General features: G+C 66.5%; 25 protein-coding genes. 17 read left to right on the top strand and 8 right to left on the bottom strand.

The genetic code is table 11. The features are described from left to right. Positions 1 to 11: 11 nt before the first annotated feature. Complete coding sequence (locus PARHAE_RS21675) at positions 12 to 800, bottom strand: histidine phosphatase family protein (protein ID WP_126154698.1); 789 nt, start codon at positions 798 to 800, stop codon at positions 12 to 14. Positions 801 to 951: 151 nt separating this feature from the next. On the opposite strand from PARHAE_RS21675, the gene PARHAE_RS11165 reads away from it, so the two are divergent. The 6 genes from PARHAE_RS11165 to PARHAE_RS11140 all read left to right on the top strand — a co-directional run bounded on the left by PARHAE_RS11165 (position 952) and on the right by PARHAE_RS11140 (position 5,122). Next, entirely contained in the window at positions 952 to 1,374 is a 423-nt protein-coding gene (locus PARHAE_RS11165; RefSeq protein ID WP_126154697.1) for an OsmC family protein, read from the top strand. After that, positions 1,374 to 2,216: a transglutaminase-like domain-containing protein gene (locus PARHAE_RS11160; protein ID WP_126154696.1), complete on the top strand. Its 843-nt coding sequence runs from the start codon at positions 1,374 to 1,376 to the stop codon at positions 2,214 to 2,216. Before PARHAE_RS11165 ends, PARHAE_RS11160 begins: the two co-directional genes overlap by 1 nt. 57 nt (positions 2,217 to 2,273) lie before the next feature. Beyond that, the gene (locus tag PARHAE_RS11155) at positions 2,274 to 3,161 is read left to right on the top strand and encodes a dihydrodipicolinate synthase family protein (RefSeq protein WP_126154695.1); all 888 of its coding nucleotides are present in this window, start codon (positions 2,274 to 2,276) and stop codon (positions 3,159 to 3,161) included. A 76-nt stretch (positions 3,162 to 3,237) separates the two neighbouring features. Next, on the top strand, positions 3,238 to 4,632 hold the full coding sequence (gene fumC, locus PARHAE_RS11150) for a class II fumarate hydratase (protein ID WP_126154694.1): 1,395 nt from the start codon (positions 3,238 to 3,240) through the stop codon (positions 4,630 to 4,632). 69 nt (positions 4,633 to 4,701) lie between these two features. Continuing rightward, positions 4,702 to 4,893 carry a DUF4169 family protein gene (locus tag PARHAE_RS11145; protein ID WP_126154693.1) on the top strand — a complete coding sequence of 64 codons (192 nt, stop codon included), beginning with the start codon at positions 4,702 to 4,704 and terminating at the stop codon, positions 4,891 to 4,893. A gap of 10 nt (positions 4,894 to 4,903) precedes the next feature. Next, entirely contained in the window at positions 4,904 to 5,122 is a 219-nt protein-coding gene (locus PARHAE_RS11140; protein WP_241232778.1) for a ribbon-helix-helix domain-containing protein, read from the top strand. 134 nt (positions 5,123 to 5,256) lie between these two features. Here PARHAE_RS11140 and pheT read toward each other — a convergent pair whose 3' ends face one another. Next, entirely contained in the window at positions 5,257 to 7,644 is a 2,388-nt protein-coding gene (gene pheT, locus PARHAE_RS11135) for a phenylalanine--tRNA ligase subunit beta (RefSeq protein WP_126154691.1), read from the bottom strand. Positions 7,645 to 7,804: 160 nt separating this feature from the next. Between pheT and PARHAE_RS11130 the strand changes: the two genes are divergently transcribed. Then, on the top strand, positions 7,805 to 9,079 hold the full coding sequence (locus PARHAE_RS11130; protein WP_164555220.1) for a DVUA0089 family protein: 1,275 nt from the start codon (positions 7,805 to 7,807) through the stop codon (positions 9,077 to 9,079). Between the two features lie 72 nt (positions 9,080 to 9,151). Next, positions 9,152 to 9,469 carry an NINE protein gene (locus PARHAE_RS11125; RefSeq protein ID WP_241232777.1) on the top strand — a complete coding sequence of 106 codons (318 nt, stop codon included), beginning with the start codon at positions 9,152 to 9,154 and terminating at the stop codon, positions 9,467 to 9,469. A gap of 54 nt (positions 9,470 to 9,523) precedes the next feature. Here PARHAE_RS11125 and infC read toward each other — a convergent pair whose 3' ends face one another. Then, entirely contained in the window at positions 9,524 to 10,012 is a 489-nt protein-coding gene (gene infC / locus PARHAE_RS11120) for a translation initiation factor IF-3 (RefSeq protein WP_241232776.1), read from the bottom strand. 243 nt (positions 10,013 to 10,255) lie between these two features. Between infC and PARHAE_RS11115 the strand changes: the two genes are divergently transcribed. The 6 genes from PARHAE_RS11115 (at position 10,256) to PARHAE_RS11090 (ending at position 17,970) form a co-directional block, all read left to right on the top strand. Continuing rightward, complete coding sequence (locus tag PARHAE_RS11115) at positions 10,256 to 10,876, top strand: hypothetical protein (protein WP_126154688.1); 621 nt, start codon at positions 10,256 to 10,258, stop codon at positions 10,874 to 10,876. Next, positions 10,873 to 11,736 carry a glycosyltransferase family 2 protein gene (locus tag PARHAE_RS11110; protein ID WP_241232775.1) on the top strand — a complete coding sequence of 288 codons (864 nt, stop codon included), beginning with the start codon at positions 10,873 to 10,875 and terminating at the stop codon, positions 11,734 to 11,736. The genes PARHAE_RS11115 and PARHAE_RS11110 overlap by 4 nt, the downstream gene beginning before the upstream one ends. A gap of 91 nt (positions 11,737 to 11,827) precedes the next feature. Continuing rightward, positions 11,828 to 13,522: an adenine deaminase gene (ade, locus tag PARHAE_RS11105; protein ID WP_126154687.1), complete on the top strand. Its 1,695-nt coding sequence runs from the start codon at positions 11,828 to 11,830 to the stop codon at positions 13,520 to 13,522. Positions 13,523 to 13,677: 155 nt separating this feature from the next. Further along, entirely contained in the window at positions 13,678 to 14,730 is a 1,053-nt protein-coding gene (locus PARHAE_RS11100; protein WP_126154686.1) for a tartrate dehydrogenase, read from the top strand. Next, a complete protein-coding gene (locus PARHAE_RS11095; RefSeq protein ID WP_126154685.1) occupies positions 14,727 to 16,190 on the top strand; it encodes an NAD-dependent succinate-semialdehyde dehydrogenase in 1,464 nt (487 codons plus the stop codon). The genes PARHAE_RS11100 and PARHAE_RS11095 overlap by 4 nt, the downstream gene beginning before the upstream one ends. A gap of 472 nt (positions 16,191 to 16,662) precedes the next feature. Continuing rightward, positions 16,663 to 17,970: an MFS transporter gene (locus PARHAE_RS11090; RefSeq protein WP_126154684.1), complete on the top strand. Its 1,308-nt coding sequence runs from the start codon at positions 16,663 to 16,665 to the stop codon at positions 17,968 to 17,970. 31 nt (positions 17,971 to 18,001) lie between these two features. Here the strand turns inward: PARHAE_RS11090 and PARHAE_RS11085 are convergent, their stop codons facing one another. Further along, the gene (locus tag PARHAE_RS11085; protein WP_206436934.1) at positions 18,002 to 18,865 is read right to left on the bottom strand and encodes a LysR family transcriptional regulator; all 864 of its coding nucleotides are present in this window, start codon (positions 18,863 to 18,865) and stop codon (positions 18,002 to 18,004) included. 192 nt (positions 18,866 to 19,057) lie between these two features. Between PARHAE_RS11085 and PARHAE_RS11080 the strand changes: the two genes are divergently transcribed. From PARHAE_RS11080 to PARHAE_RS11070, 3 genes are all read left to right on the top strand, one after another. Continuing rightward, positions 19,058 to 19,774 (top strand): HAD-IA family hydrolase, encoded by a 717-nt coding sequence (locus tag PARHAE_RS11080; RefSeq protein ID WP_126154683.1) that lies wholly within the window; start codon positions 19,058 to 19,060, stop codon positions 19,772 to 19,774. 12 nt (positions 19,775 to 19,786) lie between these two features. Then, on the top strand, positions 19,787 to 20,140 hold the full coding sequence (locus PARHAE_RS11075; RefSeq protein WP_126154682.1) for a cupin domain-containing protein: 354 nt from the start codon (positions 19,787 to 19,789) through the stop codon (positions 20,138 to 20,140). 99 nt (positions 20,141 to 20,239) lie between these two features. After that, positions 20,240 to 21,544, top strand: a complete 1,305-nt coding sequence (locus PARHAE_RS11070; protein WP_126154681.1) for an NAD(P)/FAD-dependent oxidoreductase — start codon at positions 20,240 to 20,242, stop codon at positions 21,542 to 21,544. Between the two features lie 57 nt (positions 21,545 to 21,601). Here the strand turns inward: PARHAE_RS11070 and PARHAE_RS11065 are convergent, their stop codons facing one another. From PARHAE_RS11065 to PARHAE_RS11050, 4 genes are all read right to left on the bottom strand, one after another. After that, positions 21,602 to 22,096: an Lrp/AsnC family transcriptional regulator gene (locus tag PARHAE_RS11065; RefSeq protein ID WP_126154680.1), complete on the bottom strand. Its 495-nt coding sequence runs from the start codon at positions 22,094 to 22,096 to the stop codon at positions 21,602 to 21,604. A gap of 28 nt (positions 22,097 to 22,124) precedes the next feature. Next, on the bottom strand, positions 22,125 to 22,847 hold the full coding sequence (locus PARHAE_RS11060; protein WP_126154679.1) for a haloacid dehalogenase type II: 723 nt from the start codon (positions 22,845 to 22,847) through the stop codon (positions 22,125 to 22,127). A gap of 11 nt (positions 22,848 to 22,858) precedes the next feature. Next, positions 22,859 to 24,211 carry an aminotransferase class III-fold pyridoxal phosphate-dependent enzyme gene (locus tag PARHAE_RS11055; protein WP_126154678.1) on the bottom strand — a complete coding sequence of 451 codons (1,353 nt, stop codon included), beginning with the start codon at positions 24,209 to 24,211 and terminating at the stop codon, positions 22,859 to 22,861. A gap of 124 nt (positions 24,212 to 24,335) precedes the next feature. Further along, positions 24,336 to 25,241: a 2-hydroxyacid dehydrogenase gene (locus PARHAE_RS11050; RefSeq protein ID WP_126154677.1), complete on the bottom strand. Its 906-nt coding sequence runs from the start codon at positions 25,239 to 25,241 to the stop codon at positions 24,336 to 24,338. Positions 25,242 to 25,369 lie beyond the last annotated feature (128 nt).

Genomic DNA, 25,369 nt, shown 5'->3' with positions numbered 1-25,369 from the left:
GCCCTGGCCGGTCAGGCCGCCTTGCGGAACCGGCGTGCGGCGCCCAGCCCGCCGATGGCCGCGACCAGCAGCACGCCCGAGGCGGGCAGCGGAACCGGCGCGGGCTGCGGGCCGGCCGCGTCGAAGGACGTGCCGTCCCAGTTGCCGACCAGCGGGTTGCCCTGCGAATCCAGCACCACCTGCACGATGGCGGTGTTGCGCAGCCCATGCCCCAAGCCATAGCCCGCCGGGACGTTGCTGGCGAAGAAGGGCATCGTCCAGCCGATGGAGCCGCCATGGCCGACGATGGCGACCACGCCGTCCTTGTCCTTGTGACGCTCGATGATCTGGCGATAGCCGGGCAGGACGCGGGCGTTCAGATCGTCCAGCGATTCGGCGCCGTCGATCTTGGCGGCGGTGTCGCCCGCCGCCCATTTGCCCATGACCTCGGCCAGCTGCGCATAAAGGTCGCCGGTCAAAGCGCCATTCAATTGCCATTCGCCGATCTCGGGCATGGCCACCGGGGTCAGGCCCTTATCCGCCGCGGTTGGGGCAATGGTCAAAGCGGTGCGTTGATAGCCGCTGACATAGATATGGGTCAGCGGGACATCGGCCAGCGTCAGCGCCAGATCCAGCGCCTGCTGCTTGCCCAGGTCGGTCAGGGGCGGGTTCAGCATCTCCTCGGGGGTCGAGGCCTCGCCGGTATTGGCGGTGCTTTCCGCGTGACGGATGAAATAGAAGGTCGCCGCATCGGCGGTATCGGCCTGGGCGGCAAGCCCAAGGGAGGCGACGGCGAAAACAAGAACAGGACGCAGGGTCATCAAAACACTTCGGTGATGGGGTGTTTTTAAGCATGACCGGCAATCGCAACGGCTTCGTGACAGGCTGCGGCGATAAATCGCGTTCGCCGCGCCGAACCGCCGTCGCCCGGCTGCGTTAGGCCCCGAAGATCACCAAGCGAAGGAGACGATCATGGTCACACGCAGCGGATCGGCCGAATGGCAAGGCGGGCTGAAGGACGGCAAGGGCACGGTCTCGACCCAGTCGGGCGCGCTGAAGGATCTGTCCTATGGCTTCAACACCCGGTTCGGCGACACCCCCGGCACCAACCCCGAGGAACTGATCGGCGCGGCCCATGCCGCCTGCTTCAGCATGGCCTTGTCCAAGATGCTGGGCGAGGCGGGAATCGGCGATATCGACATCAAGACCACCTCGAAGATCACGCTGGAACAGGACGGCGACGGCTTTACCGTCACCAAGGCGCATCTGGTCACCCAGATATCGGGCGACGGCGACAAGGCGCGGATCCAGGATCTGGCCCAGCAGGCCAAGGCGGGCTGCCCCATTTCCAAGCTGCTGAACGCCGAGGTCACGATGGACGCGACGGTCGCCTGATGCGTATCCGGGTCGGGCACGAGATGACGATCGAGACGCCCCAGGACACGCCCCTGATTAGTCTCACCACCCCGGAAGCGGCGCGTCACCGCGATTACGTCCTTCCCGAGGATTTCCGGACCACGCCGTCGGTGCCCGTCCAAAGCTATGTCGACCGCTTCGGCAATATCTGCCGGCGCCTGGTGGCGCCGGCGGGAACCTTCACCCTGTTCAGCGACATCACCCTGAACGATCCCGGAACACGGGACGAGACCAACTTCAACGCCGCCGAATGGCCCATCGAAGCCCTGCCGCCCGAGGTGCTGGGCTTCCTGACCGCCTCGCGCTATGTCGAAACAGATCTGGTCAGCGACGAGGCCTGGCAGTTGTTCGGCCATATCTCCCCCGGCTGGAACCGGGTCCAGTATATCGTCGATCATGTGAACGGCAGCCTGGTCTTCGATTACAAGCTGGCCTCTCAATTCCGCACCGCCGCCAGCGCGCGCAGCGACCGGGTGGCCGTCTGCCGGGATTTCGCGCATCTGACGCTGGCCTATCTGCGGGCGCTGAACATCCCGGCGCGATACGTCAACGGCTATGTCGGCGATATCGGCGTGCCGCCCGTCCCCGCCCCGATGGACTTCGCCGCCTGGATCGAGGTTTTCCTGGGTGGCAAGTGGTGGACCTTCGATCCCCGCAACAACGACCGCCGCATCGGCCGGGTGGTGGTGGCGCGCGGCCTGGACGCGGCGGACGTGCCGCTGATCAACACCTTCGGTCCCCACACCCTTACCGGCTTCAAGGTCTGGTGCCATCCCGTCGATGACCGGGGGAACGAACTGGACGGGATGCTGTTCGCCTGATCCTTGCCAAACCGCCTGCCGCATGGCCATCTGCACGCGCGGCAACCCGAGGATCCCATGTCCCCCTTTCAGGGCCTATCGGCCTTTCCGATCACCCCTGCCGACCCCGAGGGCCGGGTTCTGGCCGACGACCTGCGCGCCATCTTGCGCCGCTGCGCCGAGGCCGGGGTGGATTCGATCTGCGTTCTGGGCAGCACCGGCGGCTATGCCTATCTGGATCCCGACCAGCGGCGCGCGACGGCCGAGGCCGCGATGGCCGAGATCGGCGGCCAGGTGCCCGTCATCGTCGGCGTGGGCGCATTGCGCACCAGCATGGCCCAGTCGCTGGCGCGCCATGCGCAGGACAGCGGCGCCGATGGGCTTCTGGTCGCGCCGATCTCCTACACTCCGCTGACCGAGGATGAGGTTTTCGCCCATTACGCTGCGATTGCCGAGGCCAGCGACCTGCCGATCTGCGTCTATGACAACCCGACCACGACCCATTTCAGCTTTTCCGTGAACCTGCTGCGGCGTCTGGCCGCCATTCCGACGATTCGCGCGGTCAAGATGCCGCTTCCCGCAGGCGGCGCCTTTGCGGCCAAGATCGCGGACCTGCGCGCGGCGCTTCCAAACGGGTTTTCGCTGGGCTACAGCGGCGACTGGGGCTGCGGCGCGTCGATGCTGGCCGGGGCGGATGCGTTCTACAGCGTGGCGGCGGGCATCTGGCCTGCCCGGATGCTGCGCCTTGTCCGCGCGGCGCAGGCGGGCGACGCAGCGGAAGCCGCCCGGATCGACGCGGCCCTGGATCCGCTGTGGACGCAGTTCCGGCAGGCGGGCAGCATCCGTGTCGTCCATCGGGCCGCGAACCTGCTGGGCCTGTCCAGGGCGCAGCCCCCGCGCCCGATCCTGCCTTTCGGCGACGATCCGGCCCTGCGCCGGGCCATGGATGCGTTGGAGCGGATTTAGGCATACCATCGCATACGAATTGCCTATCCGCGCGGCGGCCGCTAGAACCCTGGCAAAATTGCGAGGGAGCGATCCGATGACCAAGACCCGCCTTGAGACCGACAGCTTCGGCCCGCTGGAGGTCGACGCCTCCAAATACTGGGGTGCGCAGACGCAGCGTTCGATCCAGAATTTCCCCATTGGCTGGGAACGCCAGCCGGTCGCCATCATCCGCGCGCTTGGCGCGATCAAGCTGGCGGCGGCGCGGGTGAACCAGGCCAATGGCGATCTGGACCCGGCCATCGGCAAGGCGATGGAACAGGCCGCGACCGAGGTTTTCGAGGGCAAGTTCGACGACAACTTCCCGCTGGTGGTCTGGCAGACGGGTTCCGGCACCCAGTCGAACATGAACGCGAACGAGGTGATCAGCAACCGCGCCATCGAGATCCTGGGCGGCGAGTTGGGGTCTAAGAAGCCGGTCCATCCGAATGACCATGTGAACATGGGCCAGTCGTCCAACGACACCTTCCCCACCGCGATGCATGTCGCTATCGGCATGGTGGCGCGCGACACGCTGATCCCCGGCCTGGAAAAGCTGCACAAGGCCTTGATCGCGAAGTCCGAGGAATTCAAGGACATCATCAAGATCGGCCGCACCCATACCCAGGATGCGACGCCGCTGACGCTGGGCCAGGAATTCGGCGGCTATGCCCATCAGGTCAAGATGGGGATCGAGCGGGTGAAGCTGTGCCTGCCGCAGATCTATGAGCTGGCGCAGGGCGGCACCGCCGTCGGCACCGGGCTGAACACGAAGAAAGGCTGGGACACCGCCATCGCGGCGGAAATCGCCCGGATCACCGGCCTGCCCTTCGTCACCGCGCCGAACAAGTTCGAGGCCCTGGCCGCCCATGACGCGATGGTGTTCTTCTCGGGCGCGCTGAAAACGGTTGCCGCCAGCCTGTTCAAGATCGCGAACGACATGCGTCTGCTGGGGTCCGGGCCGCGTTCGGGCCTGGGAGAGCTGATCCTGCCCGAGAACGAGCCGGGATCCTCGATCATGCCGGGCAAGGTCAACCCGACCCAGGCCGAGGCGCTGACCATGGTCTGCGCGCATGTGATGGGCAATGACGCGGCCGTGACCTTCGCCGGGTCGCAGGGGCATTTCGAACTGAACGTCTATAACCCGATGATGTCCTATAACGTGCTGCAATCCATGCAGTTGCTGGGCGACGCGGCGGGCAGCTTTACCGACAACATGGTCGTGGGCACCCAGGCCAATGTCGCGCGGATCGAGAAGCTGATGAAGGAATCGCTGATGCTGGTGACGGCCTTGGCGCCGACCATCGGCTATGACAATGCCACCAAGGTCGCCAAGACCGCGCACAAGAACGGCACCACCCTGCGCGAGGAAGCCATCGCCCTGGGCTTCGTGGACGGGGAGACCTTCGACCGCGTGGTCCGCCCCGAGGACATGATCAGCCCCAAGGGCTGATCGGCGCTTGACCTGATCGGGCCGGGGCGCGGTAGAATATCCGCGCCCCGGCTTTTTCATGGGAACCGCATGACCAAGATCATCAACCTGCGCCAGGCCCGCAAGCAACGCGACCGCGATGCGCGCCGCGCGGCGGGCGACGCGAGTGCCGCGAAGTTCGGCGAGGCCAAGTCCGCGCGCGAAATCCGGCAGGCCGAGGCAGAGCGCGCCGAGCGCAGGCTTGACGCGCATCGCCGCGACGATGGGCCGGATGCCGATTGACCTGCCTCCGATGACCCCGCCCGTGAAGCGGTCGGTGACGATCGACGGGCATCGCACCTCGGTATCGCTGGAGGATGCCTTCTGGCGTGGCATGGCCGAGGCCGCCCGCGCGCGGGGTCTTACGCGGGCGCAGCTGATCGGGCAGATCGACCATGCCCGCCCGCCCGAGGTCGGGCTGGCGACCGCGCTGCGGCTGTTCGTGATGGCGGAATTGCGTCCCCAAGACTGATCGCGTCCCGCGAAGGGCGGGGGCGCTTCGCCCCCGTTCGGGCCTGCCGGCCCCTTCCTCACTGAAAAAGGTCCACTGGACCTTTTTCCGGGCGTTCGGAAGCCCCGAGGATATTCAAGGCCCAAAGCAGGCCATCAGGCGCGCAGCGTGCCGCCGGTCGCCTTCTGCACCTTGTCGATGATCTTCTGGCTGACGGCCTCGATATCCGCATCCGTCAGGGTCTTGTCGCGCGGTTGCAGGCGGGCGGTGATGGCGATGGACTTGCGGCCGCCCTCCAGCCCCGTGAACTGGTCGAACACCGTCACGCTGTCGATCAACGCCTTGTCGGCCCCGGCGGCGGCATTGACCAAGGTCAGCGCCTCGACCTGCGGGTCGACGACGAAGGCGAAGTCGCGTTCCACCGCCTGCAATTCCGAAATGTTCAGGGCGGGGCGCGTCGCCGTGCGGGCCTTGGGGAAAGGCACGCTGGCGATGCGGACGGTGAAGGCCACAGCCGCGCCCTTCACGTCGAAGGCCCGCAGGATCCGGGGGTGGACTTCGCCGAAGGTCGCCAGCACGTTAGGGCCAAGCGCGATATTGCCCGCTCGGCCCGGATGCCACCAGGGATCCAGCTTGCGGTTCACCTGCACCTTGGCGGGGGCGCCGATGGCCGCCAGCACGGCTTCGGCATCGGCCTTGGCGTCATAGAGGTCCACCTTGCGGCGGCTTCCGAAGGGGTCGCGCGGCGCGGTATGGCCGACCATCAACCCCGAGATCTGGGTGGCCTGCTCGCCCGGTTCGCCCCCCGCGAAGACCGGCCCAAGCTCGAACAGCGCCAGATCGGCGAAGCCACGCGCCTGATTGCGGGCGGCGGCGGCCAGAAGGCCAGGCAGCAGGTCGGGGCGCAGATGCGTCATCTCGCTGCTGATCGGGTTCTCGACGCGCACGGCATCGGCACCGCCGCCGAACAGGTCAGCCGAGGCCTTGTCGATGAAGCTGTAGGTGACGCATTCGTTATAGCCAAGCGCCGCCGCCTGCCGCCGCGCTGCTTTCTCGCGGACCTGCAAGGGAGTCAGCACCGGCTTCGGCACACCAGGACGCGGGCGCGGCAGGGGCTGGCCTTGCAGCTTGGTCAGGCTGGCAATGCGGGCGATTTCCTCGACCAGATCGGCCTCGCCCAGCACGTCGGGGCGCCAGGAGGGGACGTGGGCCATCTCGCCCTCCATGCGGAAGCCGAGCGCGGTCAGGGTGGCGCGCTGCACATCCGCCGGGATGTCCAGGCCGACCAGGCTGGCGGTGCGGGCGGTGTCCAGCCGATAGGCGCGGGCAGTGTCTGGAACGGCCCCCGCCTCGACCACCTCGGACGGCTCGCCGCCGCAGAGATCCAGGATCATCTGCGTCGCAAGTTCCAGCCCCGGTCGGGTGAAGGCCGGGTCCACGCCGCGTTCGAAGCGGTAGCGGGCGTCGCTGTTGATCTTCATCGCCCGCCCCGTGGCGGCAATCGCGATGGGATCCCAATAGGCGCTTTCCAGGAACACCTCCGTCGTGTCGTCGGAACAGCCCGTAACCTCGCCGCCCATGATGCCCGCAATGCTTTCGGGGCCATTGTCGTCGGCGATCACCATCGCGCCTTCGGGCAGCGCATAGGCCTTGCCGTCGAGCGCCAGGATTTCCTCGCCCGCCGCTGCGGGGCGAACATGCAGATTGCCGGAAACCTTTGCCATGTCAAAGACATGCAGCGGCCTGTTCATGTCATAGGTGAACAGGTTGGTGATATCGACCAGCGTGTTGATGGGCCGCAGGCCGATGGCCTTCAGACGCTGTTGCAGCCAGTCGGGCGAGGGGCCGTTCCTGACGCCCCGGATCACGCGGCCCGTGAAATAGGGCGCCTTTTCGGCGACCGCCGGATCAATGGTCACGAGGATGGGGCTGGCGAAACGGCCCGGCACCGCCGTATCGGCCACCGGCTTCAGCACCCCCAGGCCGCGCGCCGCCAGATCGCGGGCGATGCCGTGGACGCCAAGCGCGTCGGGGCGGTTGGGCGTGATTTTGATGTGGATCATCGGATCCACCTTCTCGGGCGCGTTTTCGGCCAGCCAGTCCACGAAACGCTGGCCGACCTGACCCGAGGGCAGTTCGATGATGCCGTCATGTTCGTCCGACAGTTCCAGCTCCCGCTCCGAGGCCATCATGCCCTGGCTTTCGACCCCCCGGATCTTGCCCACGCCCAGCGTCACGTCGATGCCCGGAACGTAGTCGCCGGGCTTGGCCAGAACGACCGTGATACCCTCGCGGGCGTTGGGCGCGCCGCAGACGATCTGCTTCTCGCCCTCGTCCGTCAGCACGCGGCAGACGCGCAGCCGGTCTGCGTCGGGATGCTGCTGGGCGTGCAGCACGCGGGCCAGGGTGAAGGTCCGCAGCTTCGCCGCCGGATCGCGGACTTCCTCGACCTCCAGGCCCAGGTCGGTCAGCGCCTCGGTGATCTCATCGAGGGTCGCGGTGGTGTCGAGATGCTCTTTGAGCCAGGAGAGAGTGAACTTCATGACGCAGCTTTCCGGTTTCGCCCGCACGGGCGTTTGCCAGCGTTGAACCGTTCCGGGGCAGGATGGTCAAGCGTCAAGCCGCCCGCATCCGCCGAATTTATCGCAGAACCCGATTGTCCAGGCTTTCGACGAATGCCACAGTCCGCCCCAAACAGTTCCCTTGCCGACCGAGTCCCTCATGCCGCACCGCCCCTGCCCCATCCTCCTCGGCCTGGCCGCCGCCATCGGTCTGGGCCTGCCCGCCGCCGCGCAGCAGGCCCCGGACAGCCCCCGGATCTGCGGCGGCGATCCGCAATGGCTGGGCGGAGAGGGTCAGGACATCGCCACCAGCCCCGATCCCTTGTCCACCCTGGCCCAGGTCTCGGGCGGTCAGGCTCTGTTCGCCTTTCGCGTCGGCGCCGACAGCCAGGCGCTGCGGGTCGAGGCAAGCGCCGAGAATGGCGATCCGGCGATCTCGCTGCTGACCGAGGATGGCGACCTGATCGCCGAGAACGACGACACGCCCGTGTCGCTGAATTCGGCCCTGGAAACCACGGTCGGGCCAGGCGTCTATTGCGTCGCGCTGCGGTCGGTCAGCAACGATGCGATGGCGGCGACCGTCCAGGTTTCCCGGCCGGAACAGGCCCCCCTGCTGACCGAGGGGCCGGGGGACGCCGGGATCGACCGGATTGCCGCTTGCACCGCCGACACCCCTGCCGAGGCCCTGGCGCCCGGCGGCACGCTGGATCAGCGGCTGGACCAGGGCGCGGTCACGGCGACGCTGGATGGAACGCAGACCGGCTATTACCGCTTTACGCTGGCGCAGCCCGCGCCCGTGACCTTGCGCGCGTCCAGCCCGGAACTGGACCCCGTGCTGCGCCTCTATGACGGCCAGGGCGGGCTGCTGGCGGAAAACGACGATGCCGACGGGCTGAATTCCCGGCTGGATTTCGCGGCGCCCCTGGCAGCCGGGGATTATTGCGTGGCCGTCGCGGCGCTGAGCGCGCAGCCCGGCGCACTGACGGTCAGCGCCGAAAAGCTGGACGTGGAGGCCTTCCTGCGCAACGCCTATCGCAAGGGAGAGCTGAGCCCGCCCGCCGACGGCAGCTATCCGATCCAGGCGTTGGATCTGTTCCAGACCAGGCAGACGGTGGTGCTGCATGACGGCGCGACGCAATGGCTGGGCTTCGATCTGGACCAGCCGACGGTGGTGATCGTCGGCGCCTACGGCGGGCTGGTCGGGGCCGACCCGAAGCTGGTCCTGTTCGCCGCGTCGGGCGGGGTGATGGCCGAAAACGACGACGCGGGCGGCAGCACCGACGCCCGGCTGGGGCCGGTCCTGCTGGAACCGGGCCGCTATCACCTGGGGGTCGTCGATGTGGGCCGCAACGATGGAAGCACCGGGCCGATCCGCCCCATCGGCCTGACCTTCGACCGCTTCCTGCGGGCCGAGTAATCCTTGCAGCCGACGCAGGGGTTCCTATCTATGGGCAAGGGGCGGCTGTCGCCCCCATCCATGGAGAGGCCCTTGCCGGAAACTGTTCAGCAACAGCTTTTGATCGAACAGCGCGTTGCCAACGAATCGAGATCGCAACTGGTCGCCTATCTGCTGGCGCTCCTGCTGTGGGGACTTGGCGTTCACCGGATGTATCTGGGCCGGTGGGCTAGCGGGATCATCATGCTGGCCTTGTCGGGAATCGGTGCGCTGACCGCGCCCATCCTGATCGGCTGGATTCCCCTGGCCTTCGTCTGGGTCTGGGCCGTGATCGACCTGTTCCTGATCCCCGGCATGATCCGCGACGACCAGGCGGTGATCCGGCAGCGGCTGATGGCGGGACGGTTCTGACAGAAAGGCCGCGCCGGCAATCACGGCGCGGCCCCTTTTCGACGGCGGATCGCCCTATTTCGGGGCGATCATCATCACCATCTGCCGGCCTTCCAGCTTGGGCATGGATTCGATCTTGCCCGCCTCGCCCACGTCGTCGCGGACGCGGTTCAGCAGTTCCAGCCCCAGATCCTGGTGGGCCATTTCGCGGCCGCGGAAACGCAGCGTCACCTTGACCTTGTCGCCTTCGCCCAGGAACTTCATGACGGACCGCATCTTCACATCGTAATCGTGGGTATCGGTTCCCGGACGGAACTTGATTTCCTTGATCTCGATGATCTTCTGCTTCTTGCGGGCCTCGGCCTCGCGCTTCTGCTGTTCATACTTGAACTTGCCCAGGTCCATGACCTTGCAGACGGGCGGCGTCGCGTTGGGCGAGATTTCGACCAGATCCAGCCCGGCGTCCTGCGCCATCTGCAACCCGACCGAGGGCGGAACCACGCCGACATTCTCTCCGTCGGCGCCGATCAGGCGAATTTCGGATACGCGGATGCGTTCGTTCACGCGGGGTCCGGTATCACGGGTGGGCGGTGCGTTATGCGGTCGGCGGGCTATGGCGATGCTCCTTGGATAGCCAATGTGGAATGGACGGAAAATAAGCGTCAAAGCGGGATGATTCAACCGGATTTGATGTCGGGAATCGCTCGCACGGTAGAATTGGAGCCTGCTTGACGCGCCCGGCGGCTTTTCCGCGCCATGCCCCTGTGGCATAGGATTTGGCGAACCCCTGCAAGGAACAGCCCCGCCATGCGCATTCTTCCGGCCCTGATCGTGATTCTGGCTCTTGGCCTGGGGGGATGGTGGCTCTGGCAGGACGGACGCACCGAAACCGCTTCTCCTGCCGTTACGCAAGCGCCTGCGGCCGACGCGGCCCCCGCTGCCACCCAGGCGACCGAGGCCGCCGCCGACGCGGCAGCCGATGCCGCCGCGATCGCCGCCGATGTCGCGGCCGAGGCGGTCCAGGCGTCCGAGGATGCGGGCGTCGCCCCCGTCAGCGACGCCGCGGCCGAGGCCGAGGCCGCCGCCGAAGCGGCCCTGGACGCGGCCGACCGCGCGGCAGATGCCGCAGCCACCGCCGCCAGCGGCGCGGCCGCCCCCGTTGCCCAAGCCGCCGAGGACGCGGCCCAGGCCGCTCATGATGCCGCAGCGGCGACGGACCAGGCCGCAACGGCCGCCGTCACCGCCGCGCGGATCCAGACGCTGTTGACGCCCGAGGGGTTCGACGCGGCCGAGGTGGCCCGGCTGATCGACGCCGCCGCCATCGGCGAGACGCAGAAGGCCACGCTGAAGCGCCTGGTCGAAACCGCCGGAAGCAATCCCGACCTGCTGCGCCAGGCCCTCGACCAGGTCAAGGCCGTGATGCCGTGACGGCGCATCCGCCGCTGGCGGCGTTCCTGAAGGCGCGCCCCCCGGTTCTTGCGCGCGGCCCCATCGCCCTCATCCTGATCGAGGACGACGCGGCGGTCGAAGAAACGTTGCGCCATCACCTGGCCCTCGGCTTTCGCCACATCCTTGCGCTGTCGCCGGGTCCGGTTCCTGTCCCGCCGGACGCAGGGGGGCGCGTGACCAACCTGCACTGGAACACCCGTGACGCCCTGGCCCATCAGGGCGCGGTGGATGCGGTGATCCGGGCCGTTCCCGCCGGAACCTGGCTTTACTACTGCTACAACGCGGAATTCCTGTTCTTTCCCTTTTCCGAAACTCGCACCGTGTCCGAGCTTCTGGCCTTCCACGCCGAGGAACGGCGCGACGCGATGCTGACCTATGTGATCGACCTCTATGCGCCCGATCTGGCCCGTGATCCGAACGCGGTCAACCTGACCGAGGCGATGTTCGACCGGGCGGGCTATTTTGCGCTTGGCCGCAAGGGATCGGACGGGCAACCGCTGGACCGGCAACTGGATTTCCACGGCGGCCTGCGCTGGCGGTTCGAGGAGCACGTACCCCCCGCCCGCCGCCGCATCGACCGCATCGCCCTGTTCCGTGCGGCCCCCGGCCTGCGCATCGAGGCCGATCACCGCTTCAACGTCCCGGAATACAACACCTATGCCTGCCCCTGGCATCACAACCTGACCGCCGCCATCGCCTCTTTCCGCGCCGCCAAGGCCCTGGCGACCAATCCCGGATCCCGAGACGCGGTGGACAGCTTCAGGTGGCGAAATTCCGAGCCCTTCCAGTGGCGCGCCCGGCAACTGATGGATCTGGGGCTGATGGAACCGGGGCAGTAGTTCTAGGCGATTACAACCTTGCGCCCTTCCTCATCCCCTCTGGACGCCGCCCCCTGCGTCGGGTCTTCTAACGCGAACGGAGGGTGCGCATATGGACGATCTGGAACGCCGTATTGCCCAAGCGCGGGGCGACGAACCCGCCGATCTGCTGCTGCGGGGCGGGCGGGTCTTCGACCTGATCACCGGGGCGCTGATGGCGGGGGACGTGGCGATCTGCGGCGACCGGATCGCGGGGATCGGCGACTACGAGGCGCGGCAGGTGATCGACGTGACCGGCCTGACCCTGGTGCCGGGCTTTATCGACACGCATCTGCATGTCGAAAGCAGCCTGGTCACGCCCCATGAATTCGACCGCTGCGTGACGCCGCGCGGCATCACCACCGCCATCTGCGATCCGCACGAAATCGCGAATGTCATCGGCCTGGACGGCATCCGCTGGTTCCAGAAGGCCAGCGAATGCCTGCTGATGGACCTGCGCGTGCAACTGTCGTCCTGCGTGCCCTCGACCGAGATGGAGACCTCGGGCGCGCGGATCGAGGCGGCGGATCTGCAAAGGGTGATGGGTCACCCGTCGTCTATCGGGCTGGCCGAGTTCATGAACTATCCCGGCGTCATCCACCGCGATCCCGCCGCCATGGCCAAGCTGCGGCTGTTCGCGGGCGGCCATGTCGACGGCCATTGCCCGCAACTGACCGGGCGCGACCTGTCGGCCTATGTCGCGGCGGGCATCCGCACGGAACACGAGGCGACGACCGCCGCCGAGGCGCTGGAAAAGCTGCGCAACGGAATGCGCGTCCTGATCCGCGAGGGATCTGTCAGCAAGGATCTGGCGGCGCTCCAGCCGGTGCTGACCGATGTGACCGCGCCCTATATGTGCCTTTGCACCGACGACCGGAACCCGCTGGACATCGCGGAACACGGGCACCTGGACCACATGATCCGGGAACTGATCCGGCGCGGCAGCCCGGTGCTGGCGGTCTATCGCGCGGCCTCGCTGTCGGCGGCCGAGGCTTTCGGATTGAAGGATCGCGGGCTGATCGCGCCAGGGATGCGCGCCGACATCGTGGCACTGGACAGTCTGGAAAGCTGCCGGGCGCAGGCGGTGCTGTGCGGCGGGCGGGTCGTCGATGACGCGGCCTTTGCCGCGCGGCCGCCGTCCCGGCCGGTGGCCCGCGCCTCGGTCAAGGCGCCGCATGTCGGACCGCAGGACTTCCGCTGCGCCGGAAACCGCAGCGAAACCCCGGTGATCGGTATCATCGAGGGCAAGATCATCACCGCCCACCTGACCCACGACATCGCGCCCCAGGATGGCGACAAGCGCCCCGATCCGGCCCGCGATCTGGCCCGCATCGCCGTGATCGAACGCCACGGCCGGAACGGCAACATCGCCACGGGCTTTGTCCAGGGTTTCGGGATCCGGCGCGGGGCCATCGCCTCGACCGTGTGCCACGATCATCACAACATTGCCGTCGTCGGCGCCGATTACGACGACATGGCGCGGGCCGCGAACCGCCTGTCGCAGATCGAGGGCGGCTTCGTCGTCGCGGGCGGGGGCGACATCCTGGCCGAACTGCCCCTGCCCGTCGCGGGGCTGATGAGCCTCGATCCGTTCGAGATGGTCCGCGACCGGCTGATCCTGCTGCGCGACGCGGCCAAGTCGCTGGGGGTCACGCTGGAGGAACCCTTCCTGCAACTGGCCTTCCTGGCCCTGCCAGTCATCCCGGCGCTGAAGATCACCGACCGGGGGATGATCGACGTGACGCGGTTCGAGATTCTGCCCGGATGACGGCACGGGCGCGGCCGACTGCGACATAAAATTCCGTCGGCCCGCCCCTGCGTGGCGAAAACTGCCGGAGGCGGGTCATCTTCGAAACCTAACGCCAGGCGTTCGGTGGCATGACTTTCGCCAAACCACGCAATCACGACCATGCAGGAGTCTTCATGACCACATACACGCTTGCGCTGATTCCGGGCGACGGCATCGGGGTCGATGTTACCGATGCGGCGATGCAGGTGCTGGACGCCGCCGCCGCGCGTTTCGGCCTGGGCCTGGACAAGACGCGCTTCGACTGGTCCTGCGAAACCTATCTGGCGACCGGCCGGATGATGCCCGAAGACGGCATCGACCAGTTGCGGTCCTTCGACGCGATCTTTCTGGGTGCGGTCGGCTGGCCCGCCACGGTGCCGGATTCAGTGTCGCTGCACGGATTGCTGCTGCCGATCCGCAAGGCCTTCGACCAATACGCCAATATCCGCCCGCACCGCCTGCTGCCCGGCGTCGAAGGCCCGCTGCGTGCGCAGGGCTTCGACATCCTCTGCATCCGCGAGAACACCGAGGGCGAATATTCCGGCGCTGGGGGCCGCGTCCACCAGGGCCGCGACAACGAGGTCGCGGTGGAAACCTCGATCTTCACCCGCAAGGGGGTGGAACGGATCCTGCGCTTCGGCTTCGAACAGGCAAGGGCGCGCAGGAAGCACCTGACCTCGGTCACGAAATCGAACGCGCAGAAATACTCGATGGTGTTCTGGGACGAGGTGACGCGCGAACTGGCCGCCGAATACCCGGACGTGACGGTCAGTCCCATGCATATCGACGCAATGGCCGCCAAGATGGTGATGGCGCCCCAGGATCTGGACGTGGTGGTGGCGTCGAACCTGTTCGGCGACATCCTGACCGACCTGGGCGCGGCGATCCAGGGCGGCCTGGGCTTCGCGGCCTCGGCCAACATCAATCCCGACCGCAGCGTGCCGTCGATGTTCGAACCCGTGCATGGCTCGGCCCCCGATATCGCGGGCAAGAACATCGCCAACCCCATCGCCGCGATCTGGTCGGGGGCGCAGATGCTGGAACACCTGGGCGAAACCGACGCCGCCGCCGCTGTGCTGGCCGCCATCGAATCGGCGACCGCGCGCGGCATCGGCATCCGTCCCGGCCTGCACGGAACCCAGGAAATCACCGCCGCCGTGATCGCCGCGCTGGAGGAGAACGCATGACCACCACTCCGAACGACATCCGCAGCGCCCTGAAGGATCCCGGCCTGTTCCGCGAAGCCGCGCTGATCGACGGCGAATGGCTGGCGCGGGCCGACATGGACGTGATCGACCCTGCGACCGGCGACGTGCTGGGCCGGATGCCCGACTGCACGGCGGCCGAGACCGAGGCCGCCATCGCCGCCGCCGAAACCGCCATGAAAGCATGGAAGGCGCGCACCCATGCCGACCGCGCCGACCTGCTGATGGCCTGGCACCAGCTGATCCTGGACCATGCCGACGACCTGGCGCTGATCCTGACCCGCGAACAGGGCAAGCCCTTGGCCGAGGCGCGGGGAGAGATCCTGTATGGCGCCAGCTTCGTGCGCTGGTTCGCCGAGGAAGCGCGGCGGATCAACGGCAAGATCATCCCCTCGCCCGTGCCGGGCAAGAAGATCTTTGCGATGAAAGAGCCGGTCGGCGTCTGCGCCATCATCACGCCGTGGAACTTTCCCAATGCGATGATCACCCGCAAGGTCGCGCCTGGCCTGGCGGCGGGCTGCACGATGGTCATCAAGCCCTCGGATTTCACCCCCTATTCGGCGCTGGCGCTTGGCGTGCTGGCGGAACGCGCGGGGATCCCGGCGGGCGTGCTGAACATCCTGACCGGCCGGCCCGAGGCGATCGGCAGCGCGCTGACCGCAAGCCCGGTGGTGCGCAAGCTGTCCTTCACCGGATCGACCCGCGTCGGCGCCCTGCTGGCCGAGCAATGCGCGCCGACGCTGAAGAAGATGTCGCTGGAACTGGGCGGCAACGCGCCCTTCATCGTCTTCGACGACGCGGATCTGGATGCCGCGGTGGAAGGCGCGATGGTCAGCAAGTTCCGCAACGGCGGGCAGACCTGCGTCTGCGCGAACCGCATCCTTGTGCAATCGGGCATCCACGACGCCTTCGTCGCGGCGCTGGCCGCCCGCGTCGATGCGCTGAAGGTCGGCCCCGGCACCGAACCGGGGGTCCAGATCGGCCCGATGATCAACCCCGCCGCCATCGACAAGATCGGCGCCCATATCGACGACGCGCTGTCCAAGGGCGCAACCCGCGCCACCGCGACACGCGACCTGGGGCAGCAGTTCGCCGACCCGACCGTGTTGGTGGGCGCCACGACCGAAATGCGGCTGGCCTCGGAGGAAACCTTCGGCCCGGTCGCGCCGATCTTCCGCTTCGAGACCGAGGACGAGGCGCTGGCCATCGCCAATGGCACGCCCTTCGGCCTGGCCGCCTATTTCTTCACCCGCGACATGGCCCGCGCCTTCCGCTTCGGCGAGGCGCTGGAGGCCGGGCTGGTCGGCCTGAACACCGGCGCGGTCAGCCATGCCGAGGCGCCCTTCGGCGGCGTCAAGGCCTCGGGCCTGGGCCGCGAGGGCGCGCAGGAGGGGATCGAGGAATACCTGGAAACCAAGGCGTTCCATTTCGGCGGGCTGTAAGCCATCCTGCCCCGCCACCTGCGGGGTTGCGGGGCCGGACCAAAGCCGGGTCGTTCCATGACCGAGATCCGGACCGGCACGGCCATCGTCATGCGCCTGCACCCTCTCGGCGGCGGCAGGATTGTAGGGACCGACATTTCGAGCGCCTTCAGGGCGCTTGAGCAAGGGCGCCTGACGGGGCGCCTTTTCCCTTGAAGACCGGACTGCAAGATCGCCTCGCGCGTCATGCACGGGCCGCAGATCGAAAATGCCGATGGTTTCGATGACCATTTGTCATTCGCCCAAATCCTCCTGAAAATGTTAAGGATTTCCGGTACCGTGCCGGGCGCCGCCTCCGCATGACCGGCGTGCTGCCTGTCGCAAACGGCATGGATCCCGTCGCCCGCGCAGCAACACGCACCCTCGATCTGCGTAGCCATCACGGTCATCGCGGGCCTTGCCGCCCGGCCAAGACATCTCTGGGAGGAGATACATGATACTGACTGAGACTGCCGGAACCTCCGATCCGTCGGGGCTGGATCTGGCGCCCCTCAAACGCATCCATATCGTCGCCACGGCGGCGATCCTGGGGGGCGCCGCCCTGGACGGATATGTCCTGGGCATCATCGGGCCGTCGCTAGCCCTGGCCAGCACCGAAATGCAGCTTTCCAGCCTGAACCAGGGCCTGATCGCCGCAAGCGCCCTGATCGGCGTGTTCATCGGCGGGCTGATCTTCGGCAACCTGGCCGACCGCTATGGCCGCCGCCCGGTCTTCGCCTGGAACCTGGCGGCTTTCGTGGTGCTGTCCCTGCTGCAATATCTGGTGCAGGACATGTGGCAGCTTGTGGTGCTGCGGCTGGCACTGGGACTGGCCATCGGCGTGGAATACGCGGTGGGCACCGCCGTGCTGGCCGAATTCTCTCGCCGTCGCGGCCGGGGGGTGCTGCTGGGCAGTTTCGCGCTGGCCTGGCAAATTGGCTTCAGCGTCGCCTTCTTCGTGGGGATGGCCTACGAGGGCGACAACTGGCGGCTGCTGCTGGCCAGCAGCGCGATCCCGGCGGCGATCACGTTCCTGCTGCGGCTGGGCCTGCCCGAAAGCCCCATGTGGCTCAAGGCGCGCGGCCGAGAGCAAGAGGCCGAGGACATCGTCCGCAGGCATTTCGGAACCGGCTACACCATCCCGACCATCGCGCTTGAGGAAACCCACCCCTCGCCGGTCGAGCTGTTCCGGCACCCGAACTGGCGGGCGCATCTTTACGCCGGTCTCTTCTGGTTCTGCCAGATCGGCCCGTTCTTCGCCATCTTCACCTTTGCGCTGCCGGTCTTCAAATCCCTGGGCATCGAAAGCGGCCTGACGGTCGACATCCTGCTGAACGGCTTGCAGATTCTTGGCGCGGTCTTCGGGCTGTGGCTGCTGCACTGGCTGACGCGCAGAAGCTTCGTGATCTCGACCTTCGCGATCATGTTCGTCCTGCTGCTGGGCCTGGGATTGCTGCCCGATGCGCCGACCTGGCTGGTGGTGTCGCTGTTCGCGGGCTACATGTTCATCGCGCCCGCCGCCAACAACATGCAGTTCGTCTATCCGTCCGAGATCTTCGAAACCCGCATCCGGTCCACCGGGGTCGGCTTCGCCGCCGCATTCTCTCGCATTTCCGCCGCCGCCGCGACCTATCTGCTGCCGGTGGCGATGCAGGAATACGGGGTCTCGGCCACGTTGCTGATCATGGCCGCCTTCCCGCTGGTGGGACTGGTCGTGTCGCTGGTCTGGGCGCCCGAAACCAAGCGCGCGCAACTGAGATAGGAACCGGCCGCGCCACCCAGGCGCGGCCCATTCATTTCGGGATGTCGTCCTTCATTTCCAGAAGGATGGCATCGGCGAAATTCCGTTCCAGCCGCGACGGCAGCGCCGCCCGGCTGCGCAGCACATGCGAGACCGAGGGCATGGCGGGAAGGTCCGAATGCAGTTCGGTCAATCCTTCCTCAAGGTTGCTGCGGCCCAGCAGGCCGATCCCGAAGCCGCTCTTGATGCCCGCGCGGATGCCTTCCTTGCCCGGACATTCCAGCACCACCCGCAGGCTCCGTCCGGTGGCCGTCAGCGCCTGCATGGCCGCCAGCTTGTAGAACGAATTGCTGTCGAAGGACACGAAGGGGATGCTGTCGCCCAGTTGCGGAGGATGGTCGATGCTGCGGACCCAGATCAGATCCTCGCGCCACAGTTCGATGTCGTCCGGCTCCATGTCCTTGGTGAAGGTTTGCAGGATCGCCATGTCGATCTCGCCGGTGGTCAGCCAGAAATTCAGCATCAGGCTTTGCGCCACCCGCGCATACAGCGAGACGTTGGGATGCACGCGGCCGAATCGGCCCAGCACCTTGGCCAGTTCGGCGCTGGTCGCGTCCTCGGTCGCGCCCAGCCGGATCTGCCCCGCCAGATCCGAGGACCGAAAATGCTGCGCCGCCTCGTCATGCAACGAGATCAGGCGTTCGGCGTAATGCAGCAGCCCCTGCCCGTCCGAGGTCGGCACCATCCCGTGTTCGCCCCTCATCAGGATCGGCCGGCCGACGCGGCTTTCCAGCCGGGTGATCTTGTGGCTGACCGCCGATTGCGTCAGGTTCAGCGCCTTGGCCGCGCGGGTCACGCCGCCATGATCCAGCACCGCCTTGAAGGCGCGCAGGGATTCGATGTCCAACCGCATCATTCGGACTCCTATGACAGGAATGCGTGGCCGCCGGTGGGCAGCTTCGTCATGTCGGGATGGCCGGATATAACCTGACCGCACCGTATCACACCATGCCAAATTGTCATGTTCCTGATGAAATCATGTCAGTTCGGAGGGCAACGAGTCTGGGGTAAACGGATCCCATCCAGTTGCCCTAGGGGGAGAGACACCATGGCCCTGACCGACCGCAAAATCCTGACCTTCGACGTCGTCGGCACGCTTGTCGACTTCGAAGCCGGCGTCATCAACTTCTTCCGGCCCGTCTTCGACAAGGCCGGCGTCGAGATCGAGGACGCCAGGATCCTGACCGAATTCGCCGACGCCGAGGACGAACAGCACCACCTGACCCCCGGCATCCCCTTTACCTGGATGCTGCCCGAGGTCTATCGCACCATCGCCACCAAATACGGCCTGCCGATCGACGACGACCACCTGGACGGTCTGCGCCGGTCGATGACCGACTGGCCGGCCTTCCCGGATGCGGTCGAGGGCATGAAGGCGCTGCGCAAGCGCTTCCGCTTGGTGGCGCTGACCAATGCCGACAACTGGGCCTATGAGCAGTTCTCGGCTACGCTGGATCACCCCTTCGACGACAAGGTGACGGCCGAGGATGTCGAGGTCTGCAAGCCCGATCCGCAGGTGTTCTCCTATGTCCGCGGCCGCAACAGCCATCTGGGCTTCCGCCTCAAGGACTATCTGCACGTCGCGCAAAGCCAGTTCCACGACATCCGCGTGGCGAAGAAGCTGGGCATCCAGGTCGCCTGGATCGAGCGGCGCAAGGGCCTGGAAGGCTATGGCGGCTCGCCCGCGGTCGCTGACGCGGCGGTGCCGGACTATCACTTCGCCTCGATCGCCGAACTGGTCGAAGCCGTCGAAGCGGGCAAGTAAGGGGTCCGCGCCATGTCGCAGATGATCGTGTTCGACCTGGAAAACCTCGGCGCGCCCGAACTGTCGCAAGCTGCGCCCGACCGGCTGGTCGAGGGCAATCCCAGCTACAAGACCTGGGAACAGGACGTGGTCGACGGCGGCCGCATCCGCAGCGGCGTCTGGGAAGCGACGCCGGGCGCCACCCGCTCGATCAAGGGCGAGACCTGGGAGTTCTGCCATGTCCTGTCGGGCGTGGTCGAACTGACCGAGGACGGCGGCGAGACGCGGCGCCTGACGGCGGGCGACACCTTCATCATGCGCCCCGGCTTCGTCGGCACCTGGCGCACCATCGAGACGGTGCGCAAGCTGTGGGTCATCGTGTCCTAGGGCCTTTGGGTCCGACCCGGACAAGTCCAGCCGCGCGGGCAGGGGCATCTGCCCTTTGCCCGCGCCGGTCATTTTCACCCTGGAAACGAAAGACAGATCATGTCCCAATCCCTGCCGATCGCCGATGTCCGTTCGCTGTGGCAGGCCACGGCGGTCAACCGACCCCAGGCGCCCGAGTTGCGCGGGGCGAAGCAATATGATGTCGCCATCATCGGCGGCGGCTTCACCGGCCTTTCCACCGCCCGCTACCTGGCGAAACGCGGGCTGTCCTGCGCCATCCTGGAGGCCAACGCCATCGGCTGGGGATGCAGCGGCCGCAACGGCGGCGTGGTTTCCGCCAAATACCGCATCACCTATCCCGAGATCGCCCGCATCCACGGCCTTGAGGCCGCGCGGCGGATGCACGCCCTGGGGCGTGAGACGGTCGAGCATCTGAACGAGCTGGTCGAGGATTACGGCATCGAGGCCGCCCATTACCGCCAGGGCGGCTGGCTTTTGTGCGCCCATACGCACAGCTACATGCGCAAGATCGAAAAAGAGATCGAGTGGATGCGCGTCAACCTGGGCGACACCACCAACCGCCTGGTCAGTGCCGAGGAAGTCCATGCCGAGACCAGCTCGCGCGATTTCGTCGGCGGCATGCTGACCTCGTTCGGGGGCACGCTGCACCCGCTGAACCTGGTCTTCGGCATGGCGAACGGGGTGATGCGGGACGGGGTCTCGATCTATCAGAACTCGCCGGTGCTCAAGACGCATCAGTCGGGCGGCCGCGTGGTGCTGGAAACCCCGAACGGCACCGTCAGCGCCCGGCAGATGGTCATCGGGACGGACGGCTATAACGAACTGACCCCGGCGACCGGGGGCGTGCGCAAGGCCATCGTGCCGTTCCGGTCGGCCATGATCGTCAGCGAGCCGCTGGAGCAGTCGGTGGCCGACAGCCTGTTCACCGAAGGCCGCAGCTATGCCGAGACGCGCCGGATGATGCGCTGGTTCCGCAAGGTCGACAACCGGCTGATGTATGGCGGCCGCGGCGCCTTCGGCAAGGAGGATTCGGAATCCGCCTTCGAGGCGCTGCGCCGCGCGATGTTCCGGCAGTTCCCGCAGCTTGAGGGCAAGCGGATCACGCATCGCTGGTCGGGGCTGGTGGCGCTGACGCTGGACAGCATCCCGCATCTGGGCCGGCTGGACGACAAGACGGTCTACGCCATGGGCTACAACGGCACGGGGGTCGCCATGTCCTCGGCCATTGGGAAATACGTGGCGGCGGTGGTTGTCGGGGAAAAGCCGGACCTGGGCCTGATTACCGCGACCCCGCTGAAGCAGGTGCCGATGTACGGGGTCCGCGAACCCGCCGTGCGCATGGTGGCGGGCTGGTATCAGTTCCTGGATGCCATCGGGAAATGATCCGGCATGGAAAAAGGGCGGCTGCGATGCCGCCCTTATTCGTCCGCCGCCATAGGATCAGCGATTTTCCCGGATCAATGACTTGAGCGGAACATAGCCCCGGTCCAGCAGCGTCTGGATCACGATATAGCTGAAATATTTCGCCACGCCGATATTCTTCTCCAGCACGTCCAGGATGATCTCCTGGTAATGCAGCATGTTGCGCACCGTGAATTTCAGCAGATAATCATAGCCCCCGGAAATCAGGTGCATTTCCTGGAGGTTTTCGATCTTGCGGATCTCGCGTTCGAATTTCTGGAAATCCTCGCGGCGGTGGTCGGCCAGTGTCACTTCGGTAAAGACCATGACGCTTTCGGCCAGCTTGCGGATATTGATCTGCGCGCGATAGCTTTCGATGAAACCGGCCTTTTCCAGCCGCTTCACCCGTTGCAGGCAAGGCGACGGAGACAGGCCGACGGCGTCCGCCAGCCTGACATTGGTCATGCCGCTGTCGGCCTGAAGCTGCGCAAGGATGTTGACATCGATTCGGTCGAGCCGTGGATTTTCCGCCATGCCTGTTCCCTCTTGCGCAGACGCCGGATCAGGCGCGCAGTTCTTCCTGATGGGCTTTTACCAGATCGGCCATCGAGTTGAACCGGAAGTCGTAGGTCGGCATCTCGCCCGGATTCATCGTCGCGCCGAAACCCTTCTGGTCGTGGCGGCGATAGATCCAGCAGTTCGCCAGGCCGAACTTGTTGGCCGGGCCGTGGTCGTGGAACATGCTTTCGGCGGTATGCAGGATGTCGGACTTCTGAAGCCCCAGCGAGGTGATCTTTTCCAGCATATAGTCGAAGTTCCGGTCGAACGGCTTGTAGCTGCCGACATCCTCGGCGGTATAGGCGCCGTCGAAATGCACGCCCAGCTTTTCGTTCGAGCCCTTGAAGCTGTCGTTGTCGGTATTGGTCAGGACGATCAGCTTATAGTGCTTCTTCAGATATTGCAGCGCGCCTTCGCTGTCGGGGAAGGCGGGCCATTTCTTGACCGATTCGCCGTATTCGACGCATTCCTCGCGCGTGAAGGGCACGCCCCATTCCTCGGCCAGGCGCTTATAGACGATTTGCAGCAGTTCGCTGTATTTCTTGGCGGGGGTGTATTTCTGCTGGCTGGATTCGTGGCGGGCGTGCGCCTCCAGGATTTCGTCGCGCGACAGGTCGCGGTCGACGCGGGCGGTCAGGCCCTTCAGCCCCTCGATCATGCCGCTTTCCCAGTCGATCAGCGTGCCGTAAACGTCGAAGGTCAGCGCCTTGAAGTCGGTCAGTTTCATCGGATTGTCCTTTATGCGTTGGAAATTTCGGTCAGGGTGGCGTCGACGCGGTCGATCAGCAGATCGACTTCGTCCTCGGTGATGCAGATCGGCGGCGCGAAGCCCAGCGTTCCGTCGTTGAAGGCGCGGAAGATGATGCCGTTGCGATAGCCGATCTCGGCCAGGCGGGGGCCGATGCGGGCCTCGGCGGGGAATTTCGCCTTGGTCGCCTTGTCGCTGACCAGCTCGATCGCCGCCAGCAGGCCCTTGCCGCGCACCTCGCCCACCAGCGGGCGGTCGCGGAACTCGGCCAGGCGTCGGGTGAAATAGGCGCCGACGCTGTGGGCGTTGTCGATCATCCCGCCGCGATAGAGCTTCAGCACCTCAAGTCCCACGGCGGCGCTGACCGGATGGCCGGAATAGGTCAGGCCATGGCCCAACGCCACCCCTTCGGGCGCGCCGTCGGCGATCACCTGATAGACCCGATCCGCCATCAGCACCGCGCCCATCGGCGCATAGCCCGAGGTCAGGCCCTTGGCGATGGTGATGAAATCCGGCGTCAGCCCTTCGTGTTCGCAGGCGAAGATCGGGCCGGTGCGGCCGAAGCCGGTGATGACCTCATCGACGACGAACAGGATGTCCAGTTCCCGGCAGGCTTCCTGCATCGCCTTGGCGAAACCGGCGGGCGGCACGATGACGCCGCCGGACCCTTGGATCGGCTCCATGATGAAGGCGGCGACGTTTTCCGCGCCCAGTTCCGCCACCTTGTCGCGGAAGGATTGCACCACCGCGGCGCTGACCGCATCGCCGTCCGGCCCGGCCGGGTGGCGATAGGGGTTGGGCGACGGAATATGGTGCTGGCGCGCGCCCGGCACGTCGAAGCCTTCGTGGAACAGCGGCAGCGCCGTCAGCCCCGATCCGGTGGACGACGATCCGTGATAGCCCGATTGCAGCGCGATGAAGTTCTTCTTCGCGGTCTGGCCGCGCGCGTTCCAATAGTAACGCACCAGCCGAATCACCGAATCGACCGCATCCGACCCGCCCAGCGTGAAGAACACGTGGTCCACGCCTTCCGGCGCAAGCTCGGCCAGTTCTGCGGCCAGGCGAATCGCCGGTTCGCTGCCGAAATGGAAATAGCCCGTCGCATAGGGCAGCCGCATCATCTGTTCTGCCGCCGCATCGACGATGCTTTTATGGCCATAGCCCGCGTTCACGCACCACAGGCCGGCGAAACCGTCCAGCAGCCGGTTTCCGGCGCTGTCGGTCAGAAAACAGCCCTGCCCCGACTGAAGGATCGTCACGCCGCGCCGTTCATGCTCGCGCAGCGAGACGACGGGATGGATCAGATGAGCCTTGTCGAGGGCTTCAAGCGAATTGGCCAGCATCGGAGTTCCCTTTCTTCCTGCCGCTTTCACCTGCAATATGCCCTGAAAACGGTATCATTTTTTCCCTATTCCGACGCCTGTTCGGCATCGCATGACAAATTCGCCTGCCATGCAGCAGGAAATGTCATGATTCCCGCACGGCCTCGAACTGGGCGCAGGTGCGTCTCCACAATTCCAGATAGGCGTCGCGGGTCATGTAGGCGGCATGGGCGGTCAGGGTCACGTCCTGGCGGCCGGGCAGCGGGTCGTCGGGCGACAGGGGTTCGGCGTCGAACACGTCCGTCGCCAGGTGGCCCGCCTGCCCGCTGTCCAGGGCGGCGATCAGCGCGGCGGGGTCGATCAGCTGCGACCGGGCGGTGTTGACCAGCAGAAAGCCCGGCGCGGGCAGTGCCAGCCGGGCGGAGTTCAGAAAGCCGCGCGTCGCCTCGGTCAGGGCCAGGTGCAGCGACACCACCTCGGCGCCATGCAGCGCCTGGTTCAGGTCGGCGCAGAACAGCGGGTGGTCCAGCGGGCTGCGATTCCAGCCCGCCACCCGCATCCCGAAAGCGGCGCAGCGTTCCGCGAAGGCCTGCCCGATGCCCCCCATGCCCAGCACAGCGACCTTGCGGCCAGCAAGCTGCATACCGCCGCGCGGCTGCCAGACGCCCGCGCGAATGTCGCGGTCCATCCGCGCCACCTGCCGCGCCCCGGCCATCATCAGCGCGAAGGCATGTTCCGCAACCGCCACCGAACCATAGCCGGGCGTCGTCAGCACCGGCACGCCCCGCGCCCGCGCCAGGGCGGCGTTGACATAGGTGCCCGCGCCCGTGCCCATGAAGACGATGGCGCGCAGGGTCGGCGCCTGGGTCAGCACCGCGTCGGGGATCAGCGTATGTTCGACCATCAGCACCTCGGCATCGCGGGCCATGGCCAGGATCGCCGCGTCGTCGGGATCGCCGCGATGAATGCGCACGCCCGGCGGCACCGGCGCCGCGCCCGAATCGAACAACCGGGCCAGTTCCGGGGTGCAGTCGATGAACCAGGCTTTCATGCGCGTCTCCTGCGGCTGTGTCGGCGATACTCTAGGGTCTGTGGGGATTCATCGTGAGTTGATAACGGCGGCAGCGAGGTAGATCATTGCTTCAAAGCTCCGGTCGGTCTTGCAAGCACGCATGGCGA

This window comes from Paracoccus haematequi (assembly GCF_900631945.1).
Classification (GTDB): domain Bacteria; phylum Pseudomonadota; class Alphaproteobacteria; order Rhodobacterales; family Rhodobacteraceae; genus Paracoccus; species Paracoccus haematequi_A.
The sequence above is the reverse complement of the archived record's forward strand: the minus strand, read 5'-3'. Positions and strand labels throughout refer to the sequence as shown.